Annotated in this window: 1 tRNA gene and 1 rRNA gene; both read right to left on the bottom strand. The window is 51.4% G+C overall.

What is annotated here, in order from left to right:
* Nucleotides 1–20 precede the first annotated feature (20 nt).
* Nucleotides 21–2,914 (bottom strand): 23S ribosomal RNA (locus tag ACW9HW_RS29585).
* A gap of 243 nt (nt 2,915–3,157) precedes the next feature.
* Nucleotides 3,158–3,233, bottom strand: a tRNA-Ala gene (locus tag ACW9HW_RS29580).

The following is a 3,233-nucleotide window of genomic DNA, read 5'->3' as shown; positions in this document are numbered from 1 at the left end:
TCAAATTGCTTGGGTGTTATATGGTCAAGCCTCACGGGCAATTAGTATCGGTTAGCTCAACGCCTCACAGCGCTTACACACCCGACCTATCAACGTCGTAGTCTTCGACGGCCCTTCAGGGAGCTCAAGGCTCCAGTGAGATCTCATCTTGAGGCTAGTTTCCCGCTTAGATGCTTTCAGCGGTTATCTATTCCGAACATAGCTACCCGGCAATGCCACTGGCGTGACAACCGGAACACCAGAGGTTCGTCCACTCCGGTCCTCTCGTACTAGGAGCAGCCCCTCTCAAATCTCAAACGTCCACGGCAGATAGGGACCGAACTGTCTCACGACGTTCTAAACCCAGCTCGCGTACCACTTTAAATGGCGAACAGCCATACCCTTGGGACCGGCTTCAGCCCCAGGATGTGATGAGCCGACATCGAGGTGCCAAACACCGCCGTCGATATGAACTCTTGGGCGGTATCAGCCTGTTATCCCCGGAGTACCTTTTATCCGTTGAGCGATGGCCCTTCCATACAGAACCACCGGATCACTAAGACCTACTTTCGTACCTGCTCGACGTGTCTGTCTCGCAGTCAAGCGCGCTTTTGCCTTTATACTCTACGACCGATTTCCGACCGGTCTGAGCGCACCTTCGTACTCCTCCGTTACTCTTTAGGAGGAGACCGCCCCAGTCAAACTACCCACCATACACTGTCCTCGATCCGGATAACGGACCTGAGTTAGAACCTCAAAGTTGCCAGGGTGGTATTTCAAGGATGGCTCCACGCGAACTGGCGTCCACGCTTCAAAGCCTCCCACCTATCCTACACAAGCAAATTCAAAGTCCAGTGCAAAGCTATAGTAAAGGTTCACGGGGTCTTTCCGTCTAGCCGCGGATACACTGCATCTTCACAGCGATTTCAATTTCACTGAGTCTCGGGTGGAGACAGCGCCGCCATCGTTACGCCATTCGTGCAGGTCGGAACTTACCCGACAAGGAATTTCGCTACCTTAGGACCGTTATAGTTACGGCCGCCGTTTACCGGGGCTTCGATCAAGAGCTTCGCGTTAGCTAACCCCATCAATTAACCTTCCGGCACCGGGCAGGCGTCACACCCTATACGTCCACTTTCGTGTTTGCAGAGTGCTGTGTTTTTAATAAACAGTCGCAGCGGCCTGGTATCTTCGACCGGCGTGGGCTTACGCAGCAAGTGCTTCACCCTCACCGGCGCACCTTCTCCCGAAGTTACGGTGCCATTTTGCCTAGTTCCTTCACCCGAGTTCTCTCAAGCGCCTTGGTATTCTCTACCCAACCACCTGTGTCGGTTTGGGGTACGGTTCCTGGTTATCTGAAGCTTAGAAGCTTTTCTTGGAAGCATGGCATCAACCACTTCGTCACCCAAAGGGTAACTCGTCATCAGCTCTCGGCCTTGAAACCCCGGATTTACCTAAGATTTCAGCCTACCACCTTAAACTTGGACAACCAACGCCAAGCTGGCCTAGCCTTCTCCGTCCCTCCATCGCAATAACCAGAAGTACAGGAATATTAACCTGTTTTCCATCGACTACGCTTTTCAGCCTCGCCTTAGGGACCGACTAACCCTGCGTCGATTAACGTTGCGCAGGAAACCTTGGTCTTTCGGCGTGGGTGTTTTTCACACCCATTGTCGTTACTCATGTCAGCATTCGCACTTCTGATACCTCCAGCAAGCTTCTCAACTCACCTTCACAGGCTTACAGAACGCTCCTCTACCGCATCATCCGAAGATGATACCCGTAGCTTCGGTGTATGGTTTGAGCCCCGTTACATCTTCCGCGCAGGCCGACTCGACTAGTGAGCTATTACGCTTTCTTTAAAGGGTGGCTGCTTCTAAGCCAACCTCCTAGCTGTCTAAGCCTTCCCACATCGTTTCCCACTTAACCATAACTTTGGGACCTTAGCTGACGGTCTGGGTTGTTTCCCTTTTCACGACGGACGTTAGCACCCGCCGTGTGTCTCCCATGCTCGGCACTTGTAGGTATTCGGAGTTTGCATCGGTTTGGTAAGTCGGGATGACCCCCTAGCCGAAACAGTGCTCTACCCCCTACAGTGATACATGAGGCGCTACCTAAATAGCTTTCGAGGAGAACCAGCTATCTCCGAGCTTGATTAGCCTTTCACTCCGATCCACAGGTCATCCGCTAACTTTTCAACGGTAGTCGGTTCGGTCCTCCAGTCAGTGTTACCTAACCTTCAACCTGCCCATGGATAGATCGCCCGGTTTCGGGTCTATTCCCAGCGACTAGACGCCCTATTAAGACTCGCTTTCGCTACGCCTCCCCTATTCGGTTAAGCTCGCCACTGAAAATAAGTCGCTGACCCATTATACAAAAGGTACGCAGTCACCTAACAAAGTAGGCTCCCACTGCTTGTACGCATACGGTTTCAGGATCTATTTCACTCCCCTCTCCGGGGTTCTTTTCGCCTTTCCCTCACGGTACTAGTTCACTATCGGTCAGTCAGTAGTATTTAGCCTTGGAGGATGGTCCCCCCATATTCAGACAAAGTTTCTCGTGCTCCGTCCTACTCGATTTCATGACCAAGAGATTTTCGCGTACAGGGCTATCACCCACTATGGCCGCACTTTCCAGAGCGTTCCGCTAATCTCAAAGCCACTTAAGGGCTAGTCCCCGTTCGCTCGCCACTACTAAGGGAATCTCGGTTGATTTCTTTTCCTCAGGGTACTTAGATGTTTCAGTTCCCCTGGTTCGCCTCTTGCACCTATGTATTCAGTACAAGATAACCATCTTATGATGGCTGGGTTCCCCCATTCAGACATCTCCGGATCAAAGTCTGTTTGCCGACTCCCCGAAGCTTTTCGCAGGCTACCACGTCTTTCATCGCCTCTGACTGCCAAGGCATCCACCGTATGCGCTTCTTCACTTGACCATATAACCCCAAGCAATCTGGTTATACTGTGAAGACGACATTCGCCGAAAATTCGCATTGCTCTAAGAGCAACTCACAAATTTTACCTTAGCCTGATCCGTTACCAGTGAAAGTAACGTTCAGTCTATCTTTCTATCACATACCCAAATTTTTAAAGAACGATCCAGTCAAAGACTAGAAATCAACATTCACCATCGTTCGATGGAATGCTCATTTCTAAGCTTTATACGTCAGAAGCAGTAGTGGTGGAGCCAAGCGGGATCGAACCGCTGACCTCCTGCGTGCAAGGCAGGCGCTCTCCCAGCTGAGCTATGGCCCC

The organism is Pseudomonas sp. SDO5532_S415, from assembly GCF_054071155.1.
The sequence above is the reverse complement of the archived record's forward strand: the minus strand, read 5'-3'. Positions and strand labels throughout refer to the sequence as shown.